At 71.8% G+C, this 25,581-nt stretch carries 19 protein-coding genes; 13 read left to right on the plus strand and 6 right to left on the minus strand.

Annotation, left to right across the window (positions count from 1 at the left end; genetic code table 11):
- The first annotated feature begins 290 nt into the window (after positions 1-290).
- A complete protein-coding gene (gene clpX / locus ACFY2K_RS11600) occupies positions 291-1,580 on the plus strand; it encodes an ATP-dependent Clp protease ATP-binding subunit ClpX (RefSeq protein WP_030283761.1) in 1,290 nt (429 codons plus the stop codon).
- A 93-nt stretch (positions 1,581-1,673) separates the two neighbouring features.
- Here the strand turns inward: clpX and ACFY2K_RS11605 are convergent, their stop codons facing one another.
- Complete coding sequence (locus ACFY2K_RS11605; protein WP_380524790.1) at positions 1,674-2,486, minus strand: hypothetical protein; 813 nt, start codon at positions 2,484-2,486, stop codon at positions 1,674-1,676.
- Between the two features lie 91 nt (positions 2,487-2,577).
- Positions 2,578-3,417 (minus strand): hypothetical protein, encoded by an 840-nt coding sequence (locus tag ACFY2K_RS11610; RefSeq protein ID WP_375893093.1) that lies wholly within the window; start codon positions 3,415-3,417, stop codon positions 2,578-2,580.
- 190 nt (positions 3,418-3,607) lie between these two features.
- Between ACFY2K_RS11610 and ACFY2K_RS11615 the strand changes: the two genes are divergently transcribed.
- Together ACFY2K_RS11615 and ACFY2K_RS11620 are read left to right on the plus strand one after the other, a co-directional pair.
- Positions 3,608-6,244: a valine--tRNA ligase gene (locus ACFY2K_RS11615; RefSeq protein WP_375893094.1), complete on the plus strand. Its 2,637-nt coding sequence runs from the start codon at positions 3,608-3,610 to the stop codon at positions 6,242-6,244.
- A 377-nt stretch (positions 6,245-6,621) separates the two neighbouring features.
- Positions 6,622-7,146, plus strand: a complete 525-nt coding sequence (locus ACFY2K_RS11620; protein WP_375893096.1) for a hypothetical protein — start codon at positions 6,622-6,624, stop codon at positions 7,144-7,146.
- An 18-nt stretch (positions 7,147-7,164) separates the two neighbouring features.
- Here the strand turns inward: ACFY2K_RS11620 and ACFY2K_RS11625 are convergent, their stop codons facing one another.
- The 3 genes from ACFY2K_RS11625 to ACFY2K_RS11635 all read right to left on the minus strand — a co-directional run bounded on the left by ACFY2K_RS11625 (position 7,165) and on the right by ACFY2K_RS11635 (position 11,527).
- Positions 7,165-8,715 carry a chitinase gene (locus ACFY2K_RS11625; protein ID WP_387710986.1) on the minus strand — a complete coding sequence of 517 codons (1,551 nt, stop codon included), beginning with the start codon at positions 8,713-8,715 and terminating at the stop codon, positions 7,165-7,167.
- A 162-nt stretch (positions 8,716-8,877) separates the two neighbouring features.
- Complete coding sequence (wecB, locus tag ACFY2K_RS11630) at positions 8,878-10,050, minus strand: non-hydrolyzing UDP-N-acetylglucosamine 2-epimerase (protein WP_387710988.1); 1,173 nt, start codon at positions 10,048-10,050, stop codon at positions 8,878-8,880.
- Positions 10,051-10,093: 43 nt separating this feature from the next.
- Complete coding sequence (locus tag ACFY2K_RS11635) at positions 10,094-11,527, minus strand: glycosyltransferase family 2 protein (protein ID WP_380642109.1); 1,434 nt, start codon at positions 11,525-11,527, stop codon at positions 10,094-10,096.
- Positions 11,528-11,757: 230 nt separating this feature from the next.
- Between ACFY2K_RS11635 and ACFY2K_RS11640 the strand changes: the two genes are divergently transcribed.
- From ACFY2K_RS11640 to rodA, 8 genes are all read left to right on the plus strand, one after another.
- Entirely contained in the window at positions 11,758-13,149 is a 1,392-nt protein-coding gene (locus tag ACFY2K_RS11640; RefSeq protein ID WP_375893102.1) for a bifunctional folylpolyglutamate synthase/dihydrofolate synthase, read from the plus strand.
- A 1-nt stretch (position 13,150) separates the two neighbouring features.
- On the plus strand, positions 13,151-13,504 hold the full coding sequence (locus ACFY2K_RS11645) for a DUF4233 domain-containing protein (protein WP_375893104.1): 354 nt from the start codon (positions 13,151-13,153) through the stop codon (positions 13,502-13,504).
- Positions 13,505-13,596: 92 nt separating this feature from the next.
- Positions 13,597-14,010, plus strand: a complete 414-nt coding sequence (ndk, locus tag ACFY2K_RS11650; RefSeq protein WP_375893106.1) for a nucleoside-diphosphate kinase — start codon at positions 13,597-13,599, stop codon at positions 14,008-14,010.
- Between the two features lie 329 nt (positions 14,011-14,339).
- Positions 14,340-15,365: a rod shape-determining protein gene (locus tag ACFY2K_RS11655; protein WP_317621116.1), complete on the plus strand. Its 1,026-nt coding sequence runs from the start codon at positions 14,340-14,342 to the stop codon at positions 15,363-15,365.
- A gap of 98 nt (positions 15,366-15,463) precedes the next feature.
- The gene (mreC, locus tag ACFY2K_RS11660; protein ID WP_375893107.1) at positions 15,464-16,417 is read left to right on the plus strand and encodes a rod shape-determining protein MreC; all 954 of its coding nucleotides are present in this window, start codon (positions 15,464-15,466) and stop codon (positions 16,415-16,417) included.
- A gap of 3 nt (positions 16,418-16,420) precedes the next feature.
- Positions 16,421-17,065, plus strand: a complete 645-nt coding sequence (gene mreD / locus ACFY2K_RS11665; protein WP_387710991.1) for a rod shape-determining protein MreD — start codon at positions 16,421-16,423, stop codon at positions 17,063-17,065.
- A 63-nt stretch (positions 17,066-17,128) separates the two neighbouring features.
- On the plus strand, positions 17,129-19,444 hold the full coding sequence (gene mrdA / locus ACFY2K_RS11670; RefSeq protein WP_380524798.1) for a penicillin-binding protein 2: 2,316 nt from the start codon (positions 17,129-17,131) through the stop codon (positions 19,442-19,444).
- Positions 19,441-20,640, plus strand: coding sequence for a rod shape-determining protein RodA (gene rodA / locus ACFY2K_RS11675; RefSeq protein WP_375893113.1), 1,200 nt, complete (start codon positions 19,441-19,443; stop codon positions 20,638-20,640). The genes mrdA and rodA overlap by 4 nt, the downstream gene beginning before the upstream one ends.
- 111 nt (positions 20,641-20,751) lie before the next feature.
- Here the strand turns inward: rodA and ACFY2K_RS11680 are convergent, their stop codons facing one another.
- The gene (locus ACFY2K_RS11680) at positions 20,752-22,059 is read right to left on the minus strand and encodes a M14 family zinc carboxypeptidase (protein ID WP_375893114.1); all 1,308 of its coding nucleotides are present in this window, start codon (positions 22,057-22,059) and stop codon (positions 20,752-20,754) included.
- Between the two features lie 452 nt (positions 22,060-22,511).
- On the opposite strand from ACFY2K_RS11680, the gene ACFY2K_RS11685 reads away from it, so the two are divergent.
- Both ACFY2K_RS11685 and ACFY2K_RS11690 read left to right on the plus strand, forming a co-directional pair.
- A complete protein-coding gene (locus ACFY2K_RS11685; protein WP_387710994.1) occupies positions 22,512-24,455 on the plus strand; it encodes a TIGR03960 family B12-binding radical SAM protein in 1,944 nt (647 codons plus the stop codon).
- 475 nt (positions 24,456-24,930) lie between these two features.
- A complete protein-coding gene (locus ACFY2K_RS11690) occupies positions 24,931-25,575 on the plus strand; it encodes a GNAT family N-acetyltransferase (RefSeq protein WP_387710996.1) in 645 nt (214 codons plus the stop codon).
- Positions 25,576-25,581: the final 6 nt, after the last annotated feature.

The following is a 25,581-nucleotide window of genomic DNA, read 5'->3' on the forward strand; positions in this document are numbered from 1 at the left end:
AGCCGCGGATCGCGGTCTACGCCTGAGCGGTCCCCCCGAGGGGCGCTCCGGATCGGGCCGGTCCGGGGTGCCCCGGTTGCGCGCCCCGCCCCGACCCGTCGGCGGGCGCTGTCACGGCATCTGTTCGGTATCAATTCGCCCAGGGCGTAGGGCAGACCCGGCGAAGAGGACGGAATCACGGGCCCGGCAGAGTACCGTCGGATAGCGAGACCGAGCGCCGTCGGCGCGGACGGTCCACAGCACCAGGCCCCGGAACCCCCGCGGGGCCCCTGGCGAAGGGGAAGCACCTCGTGGCACGCATCGGAGACGGTGGCGACCTGCTCAAGTGCTCGTTCTGCGGCAAGTCGCAGAAGCAGGTGAAGAAGCTGATCGCCGGCCCAGGCGTGTACATCTGCGACGAGTGCATCGACCTGTGCAACGAGATCATCGAGGAGGAACTCGCCGAGACCTCCGAGGTCCGCTTCGAGGAGCTCCCGAAGCCGCGTGAGATCTACGAGTTCCTGGACCAGTACGTGGTCGGCCAGGACCTCGCCAAGAAGGCGCTGTCGGTCGCGGTCTACAACCACTACAAGCGGGTCCAGGCGGGCGAGGCCGGCCGTAGCGGCGGCAACGGCCGCGAGGACGCGATCGAGCTGGCCAAGTCGAACATCCTGCTGCTGGGCCCCACCGGCTCCGGCAAGACCCTGCTGGCGCAGACCCTGGCCCGGATGCTGAACGTCCCCTTCGCGATCGCGGACGCCACCGCGCTGACCGAGGCCGGCTACGTCGGCGAGGACGTCGAGAACATCCTGCTCAAGCTGATCCAGGCGGCCGACTACGACGTCAAGAAGGCCGAGACCGGGATCATCTACATCGACGAGATCGACAAGGTCGCGCGCAAGAGCGAGAACCCGTCGATCACCCGCGACGTCTCCGGCGAGGGCGTGCAGCAGGCGCTGTTGAAGATCCTGGAGGGCACCACCGCCTCGGTGCCGCCGCAGGGCGGGCGCAAGCACCCGCACCAGGAGTTCATCCAGATCGACACCACCAACGTGCTGTTCATCGTCGGCGGTGCCTTCGCCGGCCTGGAGCGGATCATCGAGGGCCGCGCGGGTGCCAAGGGCATCGGCTTCGGCGCCAACATCCGCTCCAAGCGCGAGTCGGACGCCAGCGACCACTTCCGCCAGGTGATGCCCGAGGACCTGGTGAAGTTCGGCATGATCCCCGAGTTCATCGGCCGTCTGCCGGTGATCACCAGCGTGCACAACCTGGACCGCGAGGCGCTGCTGCAGATCCTCACCGAGCCGAAGAACGCGCTGGTCAAGCAGTACCGCAAGCTCTTCGAACTGGACGGCGTGGAGCTGGAGTTCTCCCGGGACGCGCTGGAGGCGATCGCCGACCAGGCGATCCTGCGCGGCACCGGCGCGCGCGGTCTGCGGGCCATCATGGAGGAGGTGCTGATGTCCGTGATGTACGAGGTCCCCTCGCGTCAGGACGTCGCCCGCGTGGTGGTCACCGGGGACGTCGTCTCCAAGCACGCCATCCCCACCCTCGTCCCGCGCGACATGATCAAGCGCGAGCGCCGCGACAAGAGCGCCTGAGTCCGGGCCGACGGCCTTCGGCCGGAGGCAGCGAAGGGGCCCCGCACCGGAATCCGGTGCGGGGCCCCTTCGTCACCGCAGGCCCGGGCGGGCCTACTTGGGCACCTCGGCGACCGCGCGCAGGTCGCGGGTGTCGGCGGCGAGCTTGTCGATGTCGGGCTGGGTGCCGTCGTCGGAGCCCTTGAGCACCATGACGACGGTGCTCTTGTCGGCCCAGGCGCAGAGGGCCAGCTTGCTCTCGCCGCTCTGCGAGGTGGCGCACTCCATCTGGCCGCCCTTGGGGCCCGGGTCCACCGCGTGCCGGCCGCTGATCGTGCCGCCCGCGCCGGAGAAGCCGGCGAACATCTGGTCCAGCTCCTGCTTGGGCAGCAGCACCTTGCCGTAGACGCCGACCGCGATCAGCTGCGGGGTGGAGTCCGCGTCCTGGTAGACCCCGGCGACGCCGGTGGGCTTCCAATTGCCGTCGCCCTGGCCGATCTTGGAGGTCAGCTCGTCCTGCAGCTTCCCGGTCACCGCCGGGTCGTCGTTGGCCTTGAGGTCCTTGAAGGTCGCCGGCATCACGAGCTTCTCGGTGCCGGTGCCGCTGGTCACGTTCCAGGCGAGGTACCCGAACACGCCGATCAGGACGACCAGGACGGCGCCGACGGTGCCGAGCACGATCCACAGCGTGCGGCGCGACTTGCGCGGCGGCACCGGCGCGTACCCGCCGTAACCGGGGTAGGCCCCGGGCGCGCCCTCCGGGGTGCCCGGGTAGCCCGGGTAGCCGCCGGCCTCCGGCCCGCCGGGTGCGGGGTAGCCGGGCGGCGGGGCCTGCGGCGGGACACCGCCGTAGCCGGGGGCGGCCGGCGGCGGGGTCGCCGGGTACCCGGGCTGCGGCGGGGGCCCGTACGGGTTCTGGTCGGACATGCGGGACCCTTTCTGGGACGTCGCGCGTGGAGACCGCCGGGGGTACCGGCGGAGTGGTGCTGCCGCGGGGGCGGCCGGGCGGGGCCGCGGGTCAGCGGGCCACCTTCATGGCGTCGCGGATGGTGCGGGTCTTCTCCGCGGCCTGGTCGGGGGTGAGGCCCGAGTCGCTGCCGCCCGTGCTGCCGGTGGTGCCCAGGCTGAGGTGGCTGAACGTGACCCGGCCGTAGGTGGACTTGTCCGCCCAGACGCAGACCGTCGGGCCGGGCTTGCCGATGATGCTGGCGACGCCGCAGCTGAGCTTGCCGTCGGAGGCGTGGCCGTCCTTGGCGGGGAAGTCGGTCATCGGGGTGGACCAGGTCAGGCCGCCGCTGTCCTTCTTGGAGTCGGCGATGATCTGCGCGGGGTCGTTGAGGGAGCCGTAGATGCCGACGACCGACAGCGAGTCCATGTTCTTGACGTCGGCGCCCTTGCTGTAGCTGGCCACCAGCGCGTGCAGGTCGGTGCCGACCTTGGCGACCTCGGGCTTGCTCATGTCGGCGGCCTCCTCCTTCGCCGACTTCTGGACGTAGCCGTCGAGCAGCGTCTGCGGTGCGCTGAGCTTGTAGCGGCCGCCCGAGTCGCTGCCGGCGCCGAGGAACTTCCAGGCGGCGAAGCCGCCGCCGCCGAGCACCAGGGCGCCGACGACGAGGCCGACCACCAGGCCGCCCTTGCCCTTGCGCGGCGGCGCCGGGTAGCCCGGCTGGCCGTACGGGCCCTGCGGGGGCACGCCGTACTGCGGTTGCGGGGCGCCGTAGGGCTGCTGCGGCGGGTACCCGTACTGGGGCTGCGGGGCGCCGTAGGGCTGCTGCGGCGGCGGTGCGCCGTAGGGCTGGCCGCCGTAGGGCTGGCCCTGCGGCGGCGGATACTGCTGTCCCTGTCCCTGGCCGTACATGTGTCCTCGTGCTCCCCCGCCGCACTCGCGGCCGATCTTCGTATGGGTATGTCCGTGCACGCCCGGTCACCCGGACGAGTGCCCGGGCACGCTACCGCACGGCACCGGCGGCGGGAGCGCCCGGACCGGCCGAGTCCGCGGACCGAAAGCGGTTCGTAACCAGCGCCCACGGTTACGTAAACTGTGCGTCGTGACCGACACGACGAACCAGCGCCCCGTGAGCACCACCGGGGACGATGCGGCAACCCTCCCGACGACCTACACCCCCGCGGACGTAGAGGGCGAGCTGTACGAGCGCTGGGTGGACCGTGGCTACTTCACCGCGGACGCGAAGAGCGACAAGCCCGCGTACACGATCGTCATCCCCCCGCCGAACGTCACCGGCGTCCTGCACCTCGGTCACGCCTTCCAGCACACGCTGATGGACGCGCTGACCCGCCGCAAGCGCATGCAGGGCTTCGAGACGCTCTGGCTGCCCGGCATGGACCACGCGGGCATCGCGACCCAGAACAAGGTCGAGCAGCAGCTCGCCGAGGCCGGTCTCTCCCGCCACGACCTGGGCCGCGAGGCCTTCGTGGAGAAGGTCTGGGAGTGGAAGCAGAGCTACGGCGGCCGCATCCTCGGCCAGATGCGCCGCCTCGGCGACGGCGTGGACTGGTCGCGCGAGCGCTTCACCATGGACGAGGGCCTGTCCCAGGCCGTCCAGACCATCTTCAAGCGCCTGTTCGACGACGGCCTGATCTACCGCGCCGAGCGCATCATCAACTGGTGCCCGCGCTGCCTCACCGCGCTGTCCGACATCGAGGTGGAGCACGAGGACACGCCGGGCGAGCTGGTCTCGATCCGCTACGGCGACGGTGACGACTCGATCGTCGTCGCCACCACCCGGGCCGAGACGATGCTGGGCGACACCGCGGTGGCCGTCCACCCGGACGACGAGCGCTACCGGCACCTGGTCGGCCGGACCATCAAGCTGCCGCTGACCGACCGGGAGATCCCGGTCGTCGCCGACGAGCACGTCGACCCGGAGTTCGGCACCGGCGCCGTCAAGGTGACGCCCGCGCACGACCCGAACGACTTCGCCATCGGCCAGCGCCACGGCCTGCCGAACCTGACGGTGATGGACGAGCGCGGTGCGATCACCGTGCACGGCCCCTTCCTCGGCCTGGACCGGATGGAGGCCCGTTCGGCCGTCGTCGGCGCGCTGCGCGAGCAGGGCCGGATCGTCGCCGAGAAGCGCCCGTACATGCACGCCGTCGGCCACTGCTCGCGCTGCCACACCGTGGTCGAGCCGCGGCTGTCGCTGCAGTGGTGGGTCAAGGTCGAGCCGCTGGCCAAGGCCGCCGGCGACGCCGTCCGCGACGGCAAGGTGGAGATCCACCCGAAGGAGCTGGAGCGCCGCTACTTCGACTGGGTCGACAACATGTACGACTGGTGCATCTCGCGCCAGCTCTGGTGGGGCCACCGGATCCCGGTCTGGTACGGCCCCGAGGGCGAGGTCGTCTGCGTCGGACCGGACGAGCAGCCGCCGACCGGCGAGGGCTGGGTCCAGGACCCGGACGTCCTGGACACCTGGTTCTCCTCCGGCCTGTGGCCGTTCTCCACGCTGGGCTGGCCGGAGAAGACCGCCGACCTGGAGAAGTTCTACCCGACCGACGTCCTGCTGACGGGCCACGACATCATCTTCTTCTGGGTCGCCCGGATGATGATGTTCGGCCTGTACGCGATGGACGGCGAGGCGCCGTTCAAGACCGTCGCGCTGACCGGTCTGGTCCGCGACGAGTTCGGCAAGAAGATGTCGAAGTCCTCCGGCACCGCGGTGGACCCGCTGGACTGGATGGACGCCTACGGCGCCGACGCCGTCCGCTTCACCCTGGCCGGCGGCGCCAACCCGGGCGCCGACGTGCCGATCGGCGAGGACTGGGTCAAGGGCTCGCGCAACTTCTGCAACAAGATCTGGAACGCGACCCGCTTCGCGCTGATGAACGGCGCCACCACCGAGGGCCCGCTGCCGGCGCCCGAGGAGATGACCGCGGTCGACCGCTGGATCCTGTCGCGGCTGAACGCCACCGTCGCCAAGGTGGACGGGCTGTACGAGGACTACCAGTTCGCCAAGCTCTCGGACGCGCTGTACCACTTCGCCTGGGACGAGGTCTTCGACTGGTACGTCGAGCTCTCCAAGACCACCCTGGCCAAGGGCGGCCCGCAGGCCGACGCCTCGCGCCGGGTCCTGGGCGAGGTCCTGGACGTCACCCTGCGGCTGCTGCACCCGGTCGTCCCGTTCGTCACCGAGGCGCTGTGGACCACTCTCACCGGCGCCGAGTCGCTGGTCGTCGCCGAGTGGCCGAAGGACAGCGGCTACCGCGACGCGGCCGCCGAGTCGGAGGTCGCCACGCTGCAGCAGGTGGTCACCGAGGTCCGCCGGTTCCGCTCGGACCAGGGCCTGCAGCCCGCGCAGCGCGTCCCGGCCCAGCTGGAGCTGGCCGGCACCGTGCTGGCCGTCCACGAGGACGCGATCCGCTCGCTGCTGCGGCTGACCGTCCCCGAGGAGGGCTTCGCGGCCACCGCCTCGCTGCCGGTGGCCGGTGCCACCGTCGCGCTGGACCTCTCCGGCACCATCGACGTCGCGGCGGAGCGCAAGCGCCTCGCCAAGGACCTCGCGGCCGCCGAGAAGGAGAAGACCCAGACCACCGCCAAGCTCGGCAACGAGGCCTTCCTGGCCAAGGCGCCGGACGAGGTGGTCGCCAAGATCCGGGGCCGTCAGGAGGCCGCCGAGGCCGACATCGCCCGGATCACCGCCCAGCTCGCGGCGCTGCCGCAGGGCTGAGCCCGCACCGCCCCTGGGGGGCCGCATCCCGCGACGCGCGGGGTGCGGCCCTTCGGCGTTCTCCGGCGTGCCCGATTCCCGGCGTGCTCCTTCCGGCGTGCTCCTTCGGGCGCGCTGGTTGCGGCGCGTTCGTTTGCGGCGCGCCGTTTTCGGCGGGCCCGGCGGGACGGTCACTACGCCTAATAGAGCAGCAACATTGCTCCCTTCCGGCGAATATTCATCCTGGACCGGGTGAGGTCCTATTCCGAGCGAATTGATTCCGGTCTTGCCCGCGCGCGTTCGCGGAAGTTTTCAGGTCGGATGTGTACGGTGTGCTCGGAGTTTCCGAAGGTGTTTCTGCTGAGCGTTCCTGCTGAGCGACGGACGGGAGGCATGGCGTGGTGGTGACCGAGGAGTTGGCCCAGGAACTGCCTGCCGAGGCGGTCGAGGAGGCCAAGGCCAGGGCGGCGACCCTGCTGCTCGCCTTCCGCCACGGCAACCAGCTCGCGTTCGACCACGAGTTGGACCTGCTGCTGGCGGAGAACGCCGAGCGGGAGGTGACCGCCCTGCTCACCTGGATCGCCGCCGAGGCCGTCCGCAAGGCGTACGCCCCCGAGGTCGGCGACCGGGTGCTGCGGGCGATGGCCCGCCGTGCCCCTCTGGACGGCGGCGCCGTCCAGGTGGACGAGGAGAGCGCGAACGCCGCCCAGCTGATCGAGGCGGTCGCGGACGGCCGGGTGGCCGAGGTCCGCGGCCTGGTCGCGGCGACGGCGGACACCACCTTCCTGCTCGGCGGTCTGCTGCAGGGCGTCGCGATGATGCTGCCGCTGCTGCCCGAGGGTGAACTGGCCGAGATCACGGCCGAGTTGCGCCGCCGGCACGGCGGCTGCGCGCACGTCCCGGAGGCCCGGGCCGGGGTCTGACCCCGGCCCGGGGGCGGCTCACGGCATGGCGTGCAGGTGGGCGCCGATGGTGGCGGAGACTGGATTGCCCGCCCTGGCGTCCCAGTTGGTCGACCAGGTCATCGCCCCGCCGATGCCGGGCCAGGCGGTGTCCGGCCGGTAGCTGCCGCAGCCGGTGCCGGAGGCCAGGCAGTCCAGCGCCTTGTTCACCGTGCCGGGGTCGGTGTAGCCGCCGCCGGCGGCGCTGGTGGAGGCCGGCACCCCGAGCCCGACCTGGTCGGGCCGCAGTCCGCCCTTGAGCTGGATGCAGGCCAGGGCGGTGAGGAAGTCCTCGGTGCCCTGGGAGTAGACGTTGCCGTCGCAGCCGTTCATCGCACCGGAGTTGTAGTACTGCATGTTGACGATGGTGAGGACGTCCTTCACGTTCAGCGCCAGCTTGAAGTACTCCATCCCGGTCGACTGCATGTCGATGGTCTGCGGCGCCATGGTGAGGACGAACCCGCTGCCCGCCCGCGCCGCCAGGGAGTGCAGCGCCTGGCCCATGTAGGTGGAGTCGATGCCGTTCTCCAGGTCGATGTCGATCCCGTCGAAGCCGTAGTTCTGCAGCAGGGCCCAGGCGGTGTCGGCGAAGGTCGCGGCGGAGGCGGAGTCGCCCACCCAGACCGTGCCGTTCTGGCCGCCGACGGAGAGCACCACCCGCTTCCCGGCCGCCCGCTTGGCCGCGATGTCGGCCTTGAACTGGGCGTCGGTGTAGCCGCCGAGCTTGGTGGACAGGGCCGGGTCCAGGGTGAAGCCCAGGCCGCCGCGGGTGGCGGTGGCGTCGGCGAAGGCGACCGCGATGATGTCGTAGGCGGCCGGGACGTCGCTGATCCGCTGCACCGTGGCGCCGTTGTCGAAGTTCTGCCAGTACCCGGTGAGGACGTGCTTGGGCAGGCCGGGCGGCCTGGTCGGGGTGGACGTGCCGGTGGGGGTGGGCGTGCCGGTGCCCGTGCCGGTGGCCGTCGGGCTCGGTGAGGCGGTGCCGGTGGCGGTCGCCGTGGCCGTCGGGCTGGGGGAGGGCTGCGGCCCGCCGGGCCCGAGCAGGGTGACGTCGTCGGCGAGGAAGGCAGGCTGGGCGTACCAGCCGTGCAGGTAGACGGTGACGCTGGTGGTGCCCGGGCCGGTGGTGAAGCTCGTGCTCAGCCGGCTCCAGCCGGTGCCGCCGGGGGTCCAGGTGCTCGGATCGCCGCCGCCGGTGCCGCGGGCGCCCAGGTAGACGTACGAGCCCTGGACCCAGGAGCTCAGGGTGTACGAGGAGGAGGGCTTCACCGACACGGTCTGGGTGCACTCGCCGGTGTCCGAGCCGGCGGGGGTGGACTGCAGGGCGTACCGGCCGGAGTGGGCGCCGGTGCTCCGGACCGTGCCGTTGGAGCAGGTCCAGCCGGAGAGGTCGCCGGTCTCGAAGCCGCCGTTGGTGATCAGGTCGGTGTCGGCGGCGTGTGCGCCGGTGCCGTCGGCCAGGACGAGCCCGCCGAGGCCGAGGACGAGGGCGCAGGTGCCGGCGAGCAGCGGGTGGAGGGCGCGCGGGCGCCGGTGTCGGGCAGGTGGCATGACTCCATCTCCAGTGGGGGAGGCCCGGCGGCGCTGGGTGGGGTCAGTGCCGTCCGGGGTGTCGATGGTGCGCGTGCGGGAGCTACCGACAACTCAAGTCCCGGTCGGGAACGGAGACTTGCCTCACAAGGTGGAGTAGACCAATCCGGCTGTCAAGAGGCCCTACGCGGCCAGCGGGGCGTCCTGGGCGGCGTTGCTCCCGGCGGTCCCGGTGCTCCCGGCGGGTCCGGCCAGGGCGGCGGTCAGCGTGGCGATCCGGGCCGAGGCGCGGCCGTCGCCGTACGGGCTCGGGGTGGCGGCCAGCCGGGCCAGCCGCTCGGGGGTGTCGGACAGCCAGCCGCGGGCCAGCTCGCCGAGCTCCTCGCCGGGCCGCACCAGCGCGGCGAAGCCGGCGTCGACCGCCTCCGGGCGCTCGGTGGAGCGGCGCACCACCAGCAGCGGACGGCCGAGCACGGTGCACTCCTCCTGCACGCCGCCGGAGTCGGAGACCAGCAGCGCCGCGTGGCTCGCCAGGCCGAGGAAGTCGCCGTAGCCGACCGGCTCGGTGACGGCCAGGCGCTCCAGCAGGGCGTCCAGTGCGAAGCGCGCGACGGCGGCCCGGGTGCGCGGGTGCATCGGGAACAGCACCGGGGTGCCGGCCCGGGCGATCCGGTCCAGCTCGGCGAGCACGGCGCCGAGCGCCTCGGCGGTGTCGGTGTTCTCCGGGCGGTGCACGGTGGCCAGCACGTACCCGTCCGGGCGCAGCCCGTGCGCGGCGAGCAGCGCGGCGCGGGTGGCGGCGTCGGGCAGCTGACGGCGGACCACCTCGACCACGGTGTTGCCGGTGAGTTCGATCCGCCCCCGGTCGAGGGACTCGGCGCGCAGGTTGGCGACGTTGTCCTCGGTGGCGGCGCAGAGCAGGTCGGAGACGTGGTCGACCATCACCCGGTTGTGCTCCTCGGGCATCGCCCGGTCGTAGCTGCGCAGCCCGGCCTCGACGTGCACCAGCGGGATCTCCCGGGCGTTGGCGGCCAGCGCTCCGGCGAGGGTGGCGTTGGTGTCGCCCTGGACGACGACGGCGGCGGGGCGGTCCTCGGCGAAGGCGGCGTCCAGCTGGCCGAGGGACTGGGCGATCTGGCCGGCCCGGGGGCGGCCGCCGACGCCGGTGAGCAGCTCGGGCTCCGGCAGGTCGAGGTCGCGCAGGAAGCGGCCGGACATCGCCTCGTCCCAGTGCTGGCCGGTGTGCACCAGCCGGGTGGCGTCGCCGAGTTCGTGGATCAGCGGGGCGAGCTTGACCAGCTCGGGGCGGGTGCCGAGGACGACGGCGACGCTGTTCGGGGGCAGGCACGTGCTCATGCGGGGGCTCCGGGAGGACGACGCGGGGTGGGGGAGTGGGGGCTCAGGACTCGAGCGCGGTGGGGGCGCCGACGGCGACCTTCTCGGCGTTGCGCCGGGTCTTGGCCCAGCCGTTGCGGCCGAGCAGCAGTCGGACGGCGGCCCGGGCGGCGACCACGAAGAGGTGGTAGGCGTACAGCCACACCAGGACGCCCCAGAGCAGTCCGGTGAGCCGGCTGCGGTCCGGGTGGACGGCCCTGCGGTAGGCGAGGCCCCAGAACACCATCGGCAGGGTGGCGAGCACGAAGGCGAGCAGCATCCACGGGCCGAACCGGAGCTGGAAGTCGGCGGTCTCGGCGGGGAAGAGCACCAGCCCGGCGGTGGTGATGGCGAGCGAGAGCGGGAAGAGCAGCACCAGCAGGACGCAGACCACCGGCTGGAGGAAGGTGTAGAGCACCTCGGCCTTGCCGGAGGCCGGGTAGTGCGGGGAGCGCAGCACCCGGCCGGTGTAGCGCAGGCACTGCATGTTGCCCTGGGCCCAGCGGGTGCGCTGGGTGAGGAAGCGGCGCAGCGAGACCAGGCCCTCCTGGGAGACCTGGGCCTCGGTGACGTGGGTGAGCCGCCAGCCGGCCAGGCGCAGGTCGAGGCCGGACTCGTAGTCCTCCAGCAGGGCGCGCTCGGGCCAGGGGCGGCCGGCCCGGCCCTCCTCGGCGGTGAGCGAGTCGAGGGCGGTGAGCCGGACGAACTGGCCGTTGCCGCCGAGGCCGACGCTGCCGGTGCGGCGGCGCAGCAGCTGCATGCCGGCGTTGTTGGCCTGGAACTCGACGTCCTGCATCCGGACCAGGGCGCGGGCGAGGGCGTTGGCGGTGCGGCCGCGGCCGGGCAGCGGGCGTTCGTCGTCGGCGTTGCGCATCCGGACGCCGATCTGGACGGCGCCGGTGTCGGGGCGGCCGAGGGCCTTGGGGTTGCAGACCTGGCCGAGGGTGCCGGGGTCGAGCTGTCCGTCGGCGTCGACCACGCCGATGACCACCCGGGAGCGGTCGGTGGACTCGGGGAGCCAGGCGGAGATCTCGCGGTAGGCGGCGTTGAGCGCGGCGCCCTTGCCGATCCGGGCGTGCGGGCGGCGGCGCTGGACGAGGTGGATCCGCGGGTCGCGGGCCGCGGCGGCGAGGACGAGTTCGCGGGTGGCGTCCTCGCTGTCGTCGTCGATCACCCAGAGGTGGGCCTCGGGTGCGCTGGTCCGCAGGCCGTCCAGGGTCTGGGTGACCACGGCCTCCTCGTCGCGGCAGGGGATGACCAGGTGCCACTGGAGGGCGGCGGGGTCGCCGGGCGGGGCGGGGCGGCTGTGCCGGAAGGCGTGGCGGGAGCCGGCCCAGTACACGAGGAAGCGTCCGAAGACGAGGGCCATGTAGCCGACGAGGGCCAGGGAGATCAGTCCGGCGAACCAGACGACGGCGTCCTGGCGGAGCACGATCCAGTCGTGCAGGGCGTCGGGCATGGCGCAGTGCTCCTCGTGATCAAAGGCTGTCAGCTCCTGTGGGTTGCGAATCGATGCTCCATTGCCGTACAAACTCGCTGAATCAATAGTAAAGGGAGCAAAATCAAGAAGCCGGGCAAAGACGGGGCAAAGTGGCCGTTCTCACCCCGCGCCCACCCCGCCGCGATCCCGTCGGCGCCGTTCCCCTCGCCCTGTGAGGACGGGCCGCCGCCGCTCCGTAGACTGTGGACGTGAGCGACAAGGCCGACCCGAATCCGTACACCCTCCGCCCCTCCGACGACAGCACCGGCGACGCCCTGCGCGACGTCGAACTGGAGCTCTCCAAGCGCTGGCCGGAGAACAAGCTGGAGCCCTCGCTCGACCGGATCGAGGCGCTGATGGACATCCTGGGCCAGCCCCAGCGGTCCTTCCCCTCCATCCACATCACCGGCACCAACGGCAAGACCTCCACCGCCCGGATGATCGAGCAGCTGCTCAACACCTTCGAACTGCGCACGGGCCGCTACACCAGCCCGCACGTGGAGAGCGTCACCGAGCGGATCACCCTGGACGGCGCCCCGATCAGCCCGGAGCGCTTCGTCGAGGTCTACCGCGACATCGAGCCCTACGTGCAGATGGTCGACGCCGCGCAGCCCGTCCCGATGTCCTTCTTCGAGGTGCTCACCGGCATGGCCTACGCGGCCTTCGCCGACGCCCCGGTGGACGTCGGGGTGGTCGAGGTCGGCATGGGCGGTTCCTGGGACGCCACCAACGTCATCGACTCCGCCGTCGCCGTGATCACCCCGATCGGGCTGGACCACACCGACAAGCTCGGCAACACCACCGGCGAGATCGCGGTCGAGAAGTCCGGGATCATCAAGTCCGGCGCCGTCGCCGTGGTCGCCCAGCAGCAGCTGGACGCCGCCCAGGTCATCCTGCGCCGGGCCGTCGAGGTGGACGCCACGGTCGCCCGCGAGGGCATGGAGTTCGGCGTGATCCGCCGTGAGCTCGCCGTCGGCGGCCAGCTGGTGACGCTGCGCGGGCTCGGCGGCGAGGAGTACGAGGACGTCTTCATCCCGCTGCACGGCGAGTACCAGGCGCACAACGCGGCGCTGGCGCTGGCCGCGGTCGAGGCCTTCTTCGGCGTCGGCGGCGCCCGCGGCGGCCAGCTGGACGTCGACAAGGTCCGCCAGGGCTTCTCCGGCGTCTCCTCGCCGGGCCGCCTGGAGATCGTCCGCCGCAGCCCCACGATCATCCTGGACGCCGCGCACAACCCGCACGGCGCCCGGGCCACCGTCGCCGCGATCAACGAGTCCTTCGGCTTCACCCGCCTGGTCGGCGTGATCGGCACCTCGGGGGACAAGGACGTGGCCGGCGTGCTGGAGGCCTTCGAGCCGATCCTGGCCGAGGTCGTCATCACCCAGAACTCCACCCACCGCGCCATGGACGTGGACGCCCTCGCGGCCCTGGCCGTCGAGATCTTCGGCGACGACCGCGTCCAGGTCGAGCCCCGCCTCGACGACGCCATCACCGCGGCCGTCACCCTGGCCGAGGAGGAGGGCGACCTCGGCGGCGCCGGGGTCCTGGTCACCGGTTCGGTCATCACGGTGGGCGAGGCCCGCCTGCTGCTCGGGAGGAAGTGACATGAGGACGCTCTGCTCCTCGACGCTGATCGGCGAGGCGCTGCTGGTGCTCTTCGCGGCGCTGGTCGCGATGCAGCTCTCCAGCGTCTCGACGGCCACCGTGTGGATCGTCAGCGGCATCGCGATGGCGCTCTGCATCGCGCTCTGCGGCATGATCAACCGCCCCGGCGCGGTGCAGATCGGCTGGGCGCTGCAGATCGGCCTGATCGCCAGCGGCTTCGTCCTGCCGACCATGTTCGGCCTCGGCGTGGTCTTCGCCGGCCTGTGGTGGTGCTCGGTGCACTACGGCCGCAAGGTCGACGAGTTCAAGGCCGCCCGCGCCGCCGCCACCGAGGCGCAGGCCCAGGCCGCCTGACCCCGGCCGGGTGGGCGCAACCGACCGGTCGTTCACGCAAGGTAACCTCTGCCCCGTACCGCACGTCGTACCAGATCACCAGGAGACGCACCGTGTCCCAGCGCACTCTCGTCCTGCTCAAGCCCGACGCCGTCCGCCGCGGCCTGGCGGGCGAGATCATCAGCCGCATCGAGCGCAAGGCCGGCTGGCAGCTGACCGCGGTCGAGCTGCGCACCTTCGACCGGGAGACCCTGGAGACCCACTACGCCGAGCACGTCGGCCGCCCGTTCTACGAGCCGCTGCTGGAGTTCATGACCTCCGGTCCGTCGATCGCGCTGATCGTCGAGGGCGAGGAGGTCGTCAAGGGCATCCGGATGCTGGCCGGCGCCACCAACCCGCTGGAGGCCGGCTCCGGCACCATCCGCGGCGACTACGCGACGATCACCCGCGAGAACCTGATCCACGCCTCCGACTCCCCGGAGTCCGCCGAGCGCGAGATCAAGATCTTCTTCCCCGCGAACGCCTGACGCGGAGTCCGTCTTCGGACGCCACGCCCCGGCAGGGACGTTGGTACCGCCCCGGTCGGGACCATTGGCCCGGCCGGGGCATTCTTATCGTGAAATAGGGAACTGGGAACGCCGACACGGCGTCCCAATGCTCGGAGAAGCGATCACGCTCCGGACAATGGACGGTATGCCCCGCGTCGATGTCCGTGCCGTGCGGCGTGACTACGATGGACGCGACTCAAGGGCCCGGTACGGCAGCTCAGCCGGTCTCCGCCCAAGCGTGGGCGCGCATCCGTCCACCCCCAAGAACTCCGAGCCCGGGAAGGCACCCACACCCCATGGCGAGCAACCTGTCCTTCATCGGCCGCGACTTGGCGATCGACCTCGGAACAGCCAACACGCTGGTGTACGTCAGGGGCAAGGGGATCGTCCTCAACGAGCCGTCCGTCGTCGCGGTCAACACCAACACCGGCGGCATCCTGGCGGTCGGCGCCGAGGCCAAGAAGATGATCGGCCGCACGCCCGGCAACATCGTCGCCATCCGCCCGCTCAAGGACGGCGTGATCGCCGACTTCGAGATCACCGAGCGGATGCTGCGCTACTTCATCCTCAAGATCCACCGCCGCCGCTACCTGGCCCGCCCGCGGGTCGTGGTCTGCGTGCCCTCCGGCATCACCGGCGTCGAGCGCCGCGCCGTCATCGAGGCCTCCTCGCAGGCCGGCGCCCGCCAGGTGCACATCATCGAGGAGCCGATGGCCGCCGCGATCGGCGCCGGCCTGCCCGTCCACGAGGCCACCGGCAACATGGTCGTCGACATCGGCGGCGGCACCACCGAGGTCGCCGTCATCTCCCTCGGCGGCATCGTCACCGCCCAGTCCATCCGGGTGGCCGGCGACGAGCTGGACAACGCGATCGTCCAGCACATCAAGAAGGAGTACTCGCTCCTCCTCGGCGAGCGCAGCGCCGAACAGATCAAGATGAGCATCGGCAGCGCCTTCGGCATGGAGGGCGAGAAGGACGAGCACGCCGAGATCCGCGGCCGCGACCTGGTCAGCGGCCTGCCCAAGACCGTCGTCATCTCCGCCGCCGAGGTCCGCGCCGCCATCGACGAGCCGGTCAACTCGATCATCGACGCGGTCAAGACCACCCTCGACCAGTGCCCGCCCGAACTGGCCGGCGACGTCATGGACCGCGGCATCGTGCTCACCGGCGGCGGCGCCCTGCTGCGCGGCCTGGACGAGCGGCTGCGCCGCGAGACCGGCATGCCGATCCACATCGCCGAGAACCCGCTCGACTCCGTCGCGCTCGGCTCCGGCAAGTGCGTCGAGGAGTTCGAGGCGCTCCAGCAGGTACTGGACGCCTCGCCGCGCCGTTAGCACCACGACGACACCATCCGACACTCAACTGAACGGGCCGCCGCCCGGGCCCCACAGCCCCGGGCGGTCGCCAGGTACGAAGGGGCAGTACCAGCACCGTGAGGGACACACGAGAGAGCCGGCTGCTGCTCATCCTGCTGGTGGCCGTCGCCTTCGCGCTCATCACCGTGGACATCAAGGGCGGTGAGGACTCCCCGCTCGGCCCGGCCCGGCACGCCGCCGCGAAGGTCCTCGGCCCGGTCGAGCGCGGCGCCGCCACCGTCGTGGACCCGGTCGCGGACACCGTCCGCGCCTTCCGCGACGCCGCCACCGACAGCGGCCGCACCGACCAGCTCGCCCGCGAGAACACCGAACTGCGGCAGAAGCTCGCCTCCTCCGACATGGCCACCGGGCGCACCAAGCAGCTGGACGACCTGCTGCGCACCGCCGGCGCCGGCGGCTATACCGTCAAGGCCGCCCAGGTCATCGCGATCGGCCCGGCCCAGGGCTTCTCCTGGACCATCACCGTCGACGCCGGCAGCGACGACGGCCTCACCCGCGACATGACCGTCATCAACGGCCAGGGCCTGGTCGGCCGGATCACCACCGTCGGCCCGACCACCGCCACCGTGCTGCTCGCCTCCGACCCCGGCTTCTCGGCCGGCACCCGGCTGGAGGGCAGCGGCGAGATCGGCTTCGCCTCCGGCGGCGGCGACAGTCCGATGAAGGTCTCCCTGCTCAACGGGAAGGCCCAGGTCAAGACCGGCGACCGGCTGGTCACCTTCGGCTCGCAGAGCGGCCGCCCGTTCGTGCCCGGCGTCCCGGTCGGCAAGGTCACCGAGGTCCAGGCCAACGCCGGCCAGCTGACCAAGACCGTCCTGGTCGAGCCCTTCGTCCAGTTCACCCGACTGGACCTGGTCGGCGTGGTCGTCGTGCCCCCGCGCACCGACCCGCGCGACGCCGTGCTGCCGCCCGCCCCCACCCCGGGGCAGAGCCAGGCCCCGGCCGCGCCCGCCCAGCCCCAGGGCTCCGCGCCCGCCGCCCCGCCCGCCAAGCCCACTGGGGGGAACTGAGCCATGCGCCTCGCCCGCATCCCCGTCTCGGCCGTCCTGATCCTGCTCGGCCTGATCCTCCAGGTCAGCGTCTTCGGCCGGCTCCAGCTCCCGGGAGCCACCCCGGACATACTGCTCCTCGTCGTGGTCGGCCTGGCCATGGTCTACGGGCCGACCGGCGGCTGCCTGGTCGGCTTCTCGGCCGGCCTGCTGGCCGACCTCGCACCACCCTCCGACCACGCGATCGGCCGCTACGCCCTGGTGCTCTGCCTGATGGGCTACGCCGCCGGGCTGCTGCGCCCCGAGCACGGCCGCCAGCGCTCCGTCTCCGGCGCGCTGCTGGTGGTCGGCGCCGCGGCGATCGCCTCCACCCTGCTGTACGCGCTGGTCGGCGCCCTGGTCGGCGACACCGCGGCCCGGCACGTCGGCCTCGGCGGCCTGGTGGTCAGCGCCCTGCTGTACGACCTGCTGCTGGCCCCGTTCGTGGTGCCGCTGGTGATGATGCTCGGCCGCCGCTTCGGCCGCGACCCGGTGACCGCCGCCGACGACGACGAGAGCGGGCCGGGCCTGGGTCTGGGATCGCTGGCCCGCTACCGCACCACGCGCGAGGTCTCCAGCGGCCCGACGTACAAGAAGCGGCGCGTGCCCGGCTTCGCCCGGCGCCCGTAACCGGCCGGTCCAGGCCCGCCCCCAGACCTCCTGACCCTCCCGCACCCCTGGAGCGCACGAGACGTGAGCAACATCCCCGAGACCGGCCGTACCCGGCGGGTGACGATCCGTCTGGTGGTTCTGCAGATCCTGGTGCTGTCGCTGCTCGCCACCCTGGGCGGACGGCTCTGGTACCTGCAGATCCGCAACGCCAAGGAGTACACCGCCAAGGCGACCGGCAACCACATCCGCGAGGTGGTCGAACCGGCCGTCCGCGGCGAGATCCTGGACGCCTCCGGGCGGATCCTGGCCGGCAACGAGACCCGGCTGGTGGTGTCCGTCAGCCGCACCTCGCTGCTCCAGCAGAAGGACGGCGGCAAGGGGGTGCTCGGCCGGCTCGCCGACGTGCTCGGGATGCCCGCCAAGGACGTCCAGGAGAAGGTCCGGCTCTGCGACGCCAAGACCCAGCAGCCCTGCTGGAACGGTTCTCCCTACCAGCCGATCCCGGTCACCAAGGAGGCGACCACCCAGCAGGCGATGCAGATAATGGAGCGCCGCGAGGACTTCCCCGGGGTCACCGCGCAGCCCACCGCCGTGCGCCGCTACACCGGCGCCGAGGGCGCCAACATGGCCCAGGTGCTCGGCTACCTCTCGCCGGTCACCGACGACGAGGTCAGCAAGACCGCCGCCAAGAGCGGCCTGGACCGCTACCTGCCGGCCGACCAGATCGGCCGGGCCGGCCTGGAGTCGGTGTACGACCGCGACCTGCGCGGCACCGCCGGCATCACCAAGCTGGAGGTCGACAACCTCGGCCGGGTGATCGGCACCGCCGGCACCGTCGCCCCGCAGACCGGCGACAACCTGGTCACCAGCATCGACGCCCGGGTGCAGAAGGTCGTCGAGGACAACCTGGCGCAGGCCATGAACGACGCCCGGAACACCTTCGACAAGGTCACCAACCGCAACTACGAGGCCGACTCCGGCGCCGCCGTCGTGATGGACGTGCACACCGGCCGGATCGTCGCGATGGCCAGCGCCCCCACCTACGACCCCAACCTCTGGGTCGGCGGCATCAGCGGCAAGGACTACCAGTCGCTGACCAGCAAGGACTCCAACTTCCCGCTGCTGAACCGCGCCATACAGGGTCAGTCCGCCCCCGGCTCGACCTTCAAGGTCGTCTCCACCACCGCCGCCGTGCAGGCCGGCTACTCGCTGGACGGCACCTACGCCTGCCCCAAGAGCCTCACCATCGGCGGCCGCGAGTTCAAGAACTTCGAGAGCGAGAACTTCGGCTCCATCTCCCTGGAGAAGGCGCTGGAGGTCTCCTGCGACACCGTCTTCTACGGCCTGGCCTACGACCAGTGGATGAAGGACGGCGGCATCAAGCCGAAGAACCCGGGCGACTGGTTCTTCAAGACCGCCCACGAGTTCGGCCTCGGCGCCAAGACCGGCATCGACCTGCCGGCCGAGGTCCCCGGCCGGGTGCCGGACCGGCAGTGGAAGCAGTCCTTCTACGACAACAACAAGGACGCCTGGTGCGCCCAGGCGCAGAAGGGCGGCAACAGCTTCTCGGACCAGATCGCCCGGGAGAACTGCGTCGACGGCTACCAGATGCGCGCCGGTGACGCCGTCAACTTCGCGATCGGCCAGGGCGACACCCTCGTCACCCCGGTCCAGATGGCCCGGATCTACTCGGCGCTGGCCAACGGCGGCACCTTCTACCGGCCGACCATCGCCAAGGCGGTGATAAGCCCGAGCGGGGACCTCGTCCGCGACATCGCCCCGCACGAGGACGCCAAGTTCCCGGGCGACCAGAAGCTGCTCAGCTACATCGACCAGGCCACCGCCGGCGTCATCACCAGCGGCACCGCCGCCTGGAAGTTCGCCGGGGCCGGCTGGCCGCAGAACAAGATCGAGCTGCACGCCAAGACCGGCACCGCCGAGGTCGAGGGCAAGCAGACCACCTCCTGGCTGACCACGTACAGCAAGGACTACGCGGTCGTCATGACGATAAGCCAGGGCGGCACCGGCTCCGGCGGCTCCGGCGACGCCGTGCGCCGGATCTACCAGGCGCTGTACGGCGTGGACGACAAGGGCAACATCGACAACGGCAAGGCGCTGCTGCCCGCGCCGCAGGGCCAGCTGCCGAAGTTCAACCCGGACGGCACCGCGATCATCAAGCCGGCCTCGTACGACGCCGGTGCGGACCGGGGGGCCGCCGCCACGCAGCTCACCCCGGTGTCCGCCGCGGCCCCGTCGATGGTGGCCCCGGCCCTGCCCGACGCCGCCCCGGCGGCGGCCTTCCTCGACCCGGCGCCCCCGGCCGGCAGCCCGGCCGCGTACACCGCGGCCGACGCCGCCGCGCTCGAACCGAACCGCCCGGGAAGGGGACGGGCATGACCTCCTACGGCTCGTACCGGCAGCTGCGGCTGAGCCCGCAGCGCAGCGGGGTCTCCAAGGCCCTGGCCAAGGACTCCCCGCTCTGGCGGCTGGACTGGATACTGCTGCTGGCCGGCCTGGCCCTCTCGCTCGTCGGCTCGCTGCTGGTCTGGTCGGCCACCCGCGGGCGCGACAACCTCACCCACGGGGACCCGCAGTACTTCCTCTACCGGCACCTGACGAACTTCGTGATCGGCCTGGTGCTGTGCGCCGTGGTGATAGCGATAGGAGCCCGGCGGGTCCGCACCCTGGTGCCCTTCGTCTACGTCGGCGTGATCCTGCTGCTGATGGCGACGCTCAGCCCGATCGGCTCGACCGTCAACGGCGCCCACTCGTGGATCCAGCTCGGCGGCGGCTTCTCCGTCCAGCCCGCCGAGTTCGCGAAGGTCGCCATCCTGCTGGCGATGGCCGTCGTGCTGTCGGACCAGGTCGACGCGGGGGAGCGGGAGTTCCCCTCGCACCGGGCGGTGTTCCGGGGCCTGGTCTGGGCCTGCCTGCCGATGGGCCTGGTGCTGCTGATGCCGGACGCCGGGTCGGTCATGGTGATGTCCGCGGTCGTGCTCGGCATCCTGCTCGGCTCCGGCGCCGCCAACCGCTGGGTGCTCGGCATCCTGGCGCTCGGGGTCAGCGGGAGCATCGCGATCTGGAAGCTCGGGCTGCTCAGCCAGTACCAGATCGACCGCTTCGCCGCCTTCGCCAACCCCCAGCTCGACCCCAACGGCGTCGGCTACAACACCGCCCAGGCCCGGATCGCGATCGGCTCGGGCGGACTGACCGGCAAGGGGCTGTTCCACGGCACCCAGACCATCGGGCAGTTCGTGCCGGAGCAGCAGACCGACTTCGTCTTCACCGTCGCCGGTGAGGAACTCGGCTTCGTCGGAGCGCTGGCGATCATCTCGCTGGTCGGCGTGATCCTCTGGCGGGCCTGCCGGATCGCCCGCCAGGCCACCGACCTGTACGGGACGATCGTGGCGGCCGGCATCATCGCCTGGTTCTCCTTCCAGGCCTTCGAGAACATCGGGATGTGCCTGGGCATCATGCCGGTCGCGGGCATCCCGCTGCCCTTCGTCTCCTACGGCGGCTCCTCGATGTTCGCGGTCTGGATCGGCATCGGGCTGCTCCAGGCGGTGCGCAGCCAGCGGCCGATAGCGGCGTGAGCCGTCGGCTCCCCTGAACGTTCGGCTCCCCTGAACGTTCGGCTCCCAGGGCCGGTCCGGATCCCTTCGGGCCGGCCCTTCGCCTTGCCCTGCAAGAGAGTTGACGAATCGTCAGGCAGGATGCAAGAGGCAGTCGGCGGCGGTCAGGACCGCCCGGGTCTGGTGGGCCAGCTGCTCCTGGACCGGCACCCAGCGGGCACCGAAGCGGTGCCGCAGCCGCTCCAGGCTGTCCGCCACGACGGCGCGGGCGCGCTCCCGGGTGGCCTCGGCGGCCGGGCCGCGGGCGTCGGCGAGCAACCGCAGCAGGATCGAGGCCACCCGCAGCGGCAGCCGGGCGGCGACCAGCCCGGCCGTGGTCGCCCGGGCGGCGCTCAGCGGGCCGGGGCACCACAGCTCCAGCCACTCGGCGGCCATTCGCGGGGCCACCGCCAGGTTGAACTCGGCGGTGCGCACCAGCGGGCCGTACGCCTCCCGGGCCTGGGCCGGGACGCGGGCGAGCAGCGCGTCGAGCTGCTCGGTGCGCAGGGTCAGCTCGCGGGCCGCCTCGCCGACGGCCCGCGGCCCGGCCGGATGGACCCGGGCGTCGCCGACCGCGTCCACGGCCCACATCGGGACCTCCAGGACGGCGGTCACCCCGCCGTACCGGGCCGCGTACGACCAGGTGGACAGCTCGGGCTCGTCCGGCAGCGCCCGGGGGGTGCCGGTGCTGCCGGGCGGCGGCATCAGATAGGTGCCGGGGGCGGGGCTGGACCAGCCGACCGCGTCGTAGGAGTCCACGTCCAGCGGGATGCCGGCCCGGTCCGCGGAGCGGGCGAAGCGCTCGGCCAGGCCGCGCACCGGGCCGGTCAGCTGGACGAAGGCGCCGCCGAAGTCCACCCCGTGCAGCGAGCACTGCAGGAAGGGGCGCAGCTCGTCGATCAGTCCGGTCAGCGCCAGGCTCTCCGGCATCGGCGGGCGGCCGGAGCCGGGGGCGGGCAGCAGTTCGGGCTGCTCCTCGAAGGCGGGGCGGAAGAAGTGCTCGTAGTGGCGGCGCATGGTGAGCGGGCCGTCCAGCCAGCCGGCGTTGAGGGCGGCGCCGTCCGGGTCCAGGCAGAGCAGCAGGTGCCAGGACAGCCCGGGCCGGGCGGGGCGCTCCAGCAGCACCTCGGCCAGCCGGACGGCGGCGGCGGTGCCGATCGGCTCGTTCGGGTGCGGGCCGCCGACCACCAGGGCGGCGCGCGGCCCGCGGTCCACCGAGAGCAGCAGCAGCGGGCGCCCGGCCCGGGAGCGGCCCACCTCGCGCAGCCGGCAGCGGTCGGGGTGGCGCAGGGCGAGGCGGCGGGCCGCGCTCTCCGCCTGGGCCGCGGTGGGGTAGCGGGCCGGCCGGGCGTCGGGGGCGCGCAGGGCCAGGGGCCGGACCCGCCGACCGGTGTCGGTCATGGTTCTCCTTGCGACCGGTCGTACGGCCGCCGGGGCGCGCGGGAGTGCCGCGCCGCCGGACGCGGCCTGCGGGCCGGGGGACGGGCTCCGCGGGGCCGGGGTGAGGGGGCCGCGCGGGGACGGGGGAGGGCGTACTGGGGCGAGCGGGCCGCCGGGGAGTCGGCGTTGGCCGAGCGTACGACCCAACTCCCGTCTCCGGAAGGGGTGCAGGGCCTTGGGCAGGGCCCTGTCAGTACCGCACGGGCGTTCCGGGCGTGTCAACGGCGGACGGGGCCGGGCGGCGGGCGCGCACCGCGCGTGCCGGGGCGGTCACCGGCGGGTGCGGATCGCGCCGGGGCGCACCGGCGGGCAACCGTCCCGGACGGGCCGTTCCCCGGATTGGGCTACCCTTGAGGGTCACCCCTCCCGTGCCGAATCGCGGCACCGAATCACGTCGTAAGGGTTCCTAGTACATGACTGTCGAATCGGTCTTCCCACGCCTGGAGGCACTCCTCCCGCACGTCCAGAAGCCGATCCAGTACGTCGGCGGCGAGCTCAACTCGACCGTCAAGGACTGGGACGCCTGCGACGTCCGCTGGGCGCTGATGTACCCCGACGCCTACGAGGTCGGGCTGCCCAACCAGGGCGTCATGATCCTCTACGAGGTGCTGAACGAGCGCGAGGGGGTGCTGGCCGAGCGCACCTACAGCGTCTGGCCGGACCTCGAGGCACTGATGCGCGAGCACCGGGTGCCGCAGTTCACCGTGGACGCCCACCGCCCGGTCAAGGCCTTCGACGTGTTCGGGCTGTCGTTCTCCACCGAGCTCGGCTACACCAACATGCTGACCGCGCTCGACCTGGCCGGCATCCCGCTGGAGGCCGCGGACCGCACCGACGAGGACCCGATCGTCCTGGCCGGCGGCCACGCGGCGTTCAACCCCGAGCCGATCGCGGACTTCATCGACTGCGCGGTGATCGGCGACGGCGAGCAGGCCGTCCTCGACATCACCGAGATCATCCGCGCCTGGAAGGCCGAGGGCCGCCCGGGCGGGCGCGACGAACTGCTGCTGCGCCTGGCGCGCACCGGCGGGGTGTACGTGCCGAAGTTCTACGACGTGGAGTACCTGGCCGACGGCCGGATCGGCCGCGTCGTGCCGAACGCCCCGGGCGTGCCGTGGCGGGTGTCCAAGCACACCGTGATGGACCTGGACGAGTGGCCGTACCCCAAGCAGCCGCTGGTCCCGCTCGCGGAGACGGTGCACGAGCGGATGTCCGTGGAGATCTTCCGCGGCTGCACCCGCGGCTGCCGCTTCTGCCAGGCCGGCATGATCACGCGCCCCGTGCGGGAGCGAAGCATCACCGGCATCGGCGAGATGGTCGAGCGCGGGCTCAAGGCGACCGGCTTCGAGGAGGTCGGCCTGCTGTCGCTGTCCAGCGCCGACCACACCGAGATCGGTGACATCGCCAAGGGGCTGGCCGACCGCTACACCGAGGACAAGATCGGCCTGTCGCTGCCGTCCACCCGCGTCGACGCCTTCAACATCGACCTCGCCAACGAGCTGTCCCGCAACGGGCGCCGCTCGGGCCTCACCTTCGCCCCCGAGGGCGGCAGCGAGCGCATGCGCAAGGTGATCAACAAGATGGTGTCGGAGGAGGACCTGATCCGCACCGTCGCCACCGCCTACGGCAACGGCTGGCGCCAGGTGAAGCTGTACTTCATGTGCGGCCTGCCCACCGAGACCGACGAGGACGTGCTCCAGATCGGCGAGATGGCGAAGAACGTCATCCAGAAGGGCCGCGAGGTCACCGGCCAGAACGACATCCGCTGCACCGTCTCCATCGGCGGGTTCGTGCCCAAGCCGCACACCCCGTTCCAGTGGGCCCCGCAGCTGTCCGCCGAGGCCACCGACGCCCGCCTGGCCAAGCTGCGCGACTCCATCCGCGGCGACCGCAAGTACGGCAAGAACATCGGCTACCGCTACCACGACGGCAAGCCCGGCATCGTCGAGGGCCTGCTCTCCCGCGGCGACCGCCGGATCGGCGCGGTCATCCGCGCGGTCTACGAGGACGGCGGCCGCTTCGACGGCTGGCGCGAGTACTTCTCGTACGACCGCTGGATGCTCTCCGCCGAGAAGGGCCTGGCCGGCACCGGCGTCGACGTCGACTGGTACACCACCCGCGAGCGCTCCTACGAGGAGGTGCTGCCCTGGGACCACCTGGACAGCGGCCTCGACAAGGACTGGCTGTGGGAGGACTGGCAGGACGCCCTGGAGGAGGTCGAGGTCGACGACTGCCGCTGGACGCCGTGCTTCGACTGCGGCGTGTGCCCCCAGATGGGGACATGGGTACAAACAGGCCCGACCGGTAAGAAGATGCTGCCGCTGACGGTCGTCAACAGCCCTGGTCAGAAGGCATGAACGGCTCGCTGGCAGCGTTAGCTGAACAGCTGGCCGAGCTGCCCGAGAGTGAGAGAGATCACATTCTTGGGCGGCTCGGCCGCCAGCGCGAGGCGAGTGCCGTCCAACGGCTTCGGACCCCCTTGCCCACATGCAGCGAGACACCCGGAGTCGAGAGCGAGATCGAATGGGTCTGACAGGGGCCTAGGAGCACCCTTACGCACCTCTTCCGACCCAGGAACATCGAAGGCCCCTCGGCATCGCCGAGGGGCCCGTCTGTGGCACTCCTGCGGCCACATCAGGCAAGGGGTCGAACCAGGCCTGTACGGTCTGAGCCTATCGGGCTCAACTCACGCGCCAGGCCCTGGTCCGAAGACGGCACTGCCCCCGGAGTCAGGACTCCGGGGGCAGACCTCCTGTTCCCACAGGACAGTTGACAACTGCCGCGTGGGAGCGGTGCACCAGGGCAGTCTATCCGCGGCAGTAGGGTGCGGCTATGGAGACCATGTTGGCGCCTGTGAGGCTGGCCAGGGCCGGGGAAGGGGCTCAGGTCTCGGACCTCGCAAGGCTTGCCCTTCACGGCGCCGAACCGCGTTCCAACGGAAAGAGCCTAGAGTCTGCCGTCGAAGAGTACGGCGGCCGATTCCGCCTACCGCACGGCCAGGCCGCCGTTCTGGTAGTGGACGGGCCAGGCGGCCAACTGTCAGGCCTCACGTACTTCGGCTCACCCGTTCGGTTGATTCAGGAGTATGCCGAACTGGGAGCAAAGGGGCAGCGGATCCTTGCTGACCGGTTGGCGGAGGTAGAACTACTGGCTGTCCGACCAGAATCGCAGAGCCGGGGTCTAGGCACGGCCCTCCTGACCGCTGGCGAGCGGCTGGTCGCCGCTCGAGGCACTCGCATCACCCTGGCCAAGATTCGGGCTGGGAACTTGCCAGTTATGCGGTGGTACCGACGACGCGGCTACACCATTGCTGGCCGAGGCGAGTCGATTATCTTGAGTGTGGCTGGGACGAACATCAGCTTCGATGATGGCGGAGACGGCTACCAACTCGCGATCAAGGACCTGACAGGTACTGGCGGGTTCCACCGGCAGAGGACACGTCTCGGAACGCATCTGTTCTACGGGCCGACAGCCTGAACATGA

The sequence above is a fragment of the Kitasatospora sp. NPDC001309 genome (assembly GCF_042896295.1).
Lineage (GTDB): Bacteria > Actinomycetota > Actinomycetes > Streptomycetales > Streptomycetaceae > Kitasatospora.

Bases quoted from the DNA above. Each gene is read 5' to 3' on its own strand.
- ACFY2K_RS11645 (WP_375893104.1), top strand. From the start codon at position 13,151: ATGAGGACGCTCTGCTCCTCGACGCTGATCGGCGAGGCGCTGCTGGTG.
- wecB (WP_387710988.1), bottom strand. From the start codon at position 10,050: ATGAGCACGTGCCTGCCCCCGAACAGCGTCGCCGTCGTCCTCGGCACC.
- mreD (WP_387710991.1), top strand. From the start codon at position 16,421: ATGCGCCTCGCCCGCATCCCCGTCTCGGCCGTCCTGATCCTGCTCGGC.
- ACFY2K_RS11635 (WP_380642109.1), bottom strand. From the start codon at position 11,527: ATGCCCGACGCCCTGCACGACTGGATCGTGCTCCGCCAGGACGCCGTC.
- ACFY2K_RS11610 (WP_375893093.1), bottom strand. From the start codon at position 3,417: ATGTACGGCCAGGGACAGGGACAGCAGTATCCGCCGCCGCAGGGCCAG.
- ACFY2K_RS11685 (WP_387710994.1), top strand. From the start codon at position 22,512: ATGACTGTCGAATCGGTCTTCCCACGCCTGGAGGCACTCCTCCCGCAC.
- ACFY2K_RS11605 (WP_380524790.1), bottom strand. From the start codon at position 2,486: ATGTCCGACCAGAACCCGTACGGGCCCCCGCCGCAGCCCGGGTACCCG.
- rodA (WP_375893113.1), top strand. From the start codon at position 19,441: ATGACCTCCTACGGCTCGTACCGGCAGCTGCGGCTGAGCCCGCAGCGC.
- ACFY2K_RS11690 (WP_387710996.1), top strand. From the start codon at position 24,931: ATGGAGACCATGTTGGCGCCTGTGAGGCTGGCCAGGGCCGGGGAAGGG.
- ACFY2K_RS11680 (WP_375893114.1), bottom strand. From the start codon at position 22,059: ATGACCGACACCGGTCGGCGGGTCCGGCCCCTGGCCCTGCGCGCCCCC.
- ACFY2K_RS11625 (WP_387710986.1), bottom strand. From the start codon at position 8,715: ATGCCACCTGCCCGACACCGGCGCCCGCGCGCCCTCCACCCGCTGCTC.